2 protein-coding genes are annotated in these 749 nt (G+C 36.6%); one reads left to right on the top strand and one right to left on the bottom strand.

The features are described 5' to 3' along the window. Positions 1–278, top strand: a 278-nt coding sequence (locus DW800_RS19470; protein ID WP_243634932.1) for a hypothetical protein, incomplete at its 5' end; no start/stop codon positions are given. A gap of 27 nt (positions 279–305) precedes the next feature. Here the strand turns inward: DW800_RS19470 and DW800_RS19465 are convergent. Next, a partial coding sequence (locus DW800_RS19465; protein WP_243634931.1) for a lipocalin family protein occupies positions 306–749 on the bottom strand: 444 nt, incomplete at its 5' end.

The following is a 749-nucleotide window of genomic DNA, read 5'->3' as shown; positions in this document are numbered from 1 at the left end:
ACATTAGTTTCCCCTCTGTAATATGGTTAACTTCGTATCAGATTAATTCAATTATCAATTATCAAATTAATACAATTATGAGACTTACCAAGAAGAACTCTCCTAAAAGTTACACTATCTACTACCTACCACAAGAGATTAAAGAAACTATGGTTACAGAGGTCACATACCTGCCTATTACCAGAGAGAGACTGGAACAGTTCTTTAAAGATGCAGCAAGTAAGCGAAAGCCTAAATTAGTCAAGAAGCGGAAACAGTCAAGGCAGCAAGGGAGTTAATTCCATGCTGCCTTTATACTTCAATACTTATTTCCTTTTATAAGTCATTTTAGCATATTCTACCCCTCCATCATCCTCTTTCTCCATATATTCAAGAACTAACTTGCTGTTGGATATCTCAAGAACATTCAAATCAAGAGCATAAGTGGCATCAATAGGTCTAAGTGTCAGCAGCTTATTACTCAATGCCCATTTCCCTTCATCTAATTCCGAATTATCCAAATCATATTCAGTATATGTACCGTCAGCTCTGAATGTAAGATTACCAAAATATTCGCATTCATCTTTAGGTGCATGACTCCATTCTCTGTTTTCTTCAGGATATTCTGGCTCTATTTCATACCCTTCTTCGTAAGTTAGTACCCATTGACCTACAATGTTCTCTGTAGTAGGTGTACTTTCTTCTTCGTCATCATCACTACATGCTGCGAAGTTAACACTCATAATTACGGCTACGATAGCCATTCCAAT

This window comes from Bacteroides sp. AM32-11AC (assembly GCF_003603515.1).
GTDB lineage: Bacteria > Bacteroidota > Bacteroidia > Bacteroidales > Bacteroidaceae > Bacteroides > Bacteroides uniformis.
Note: the sequence above shows the minus strand (reverse complement) of the source record. Positions and strands in the feature narration are given on the sequence as shown.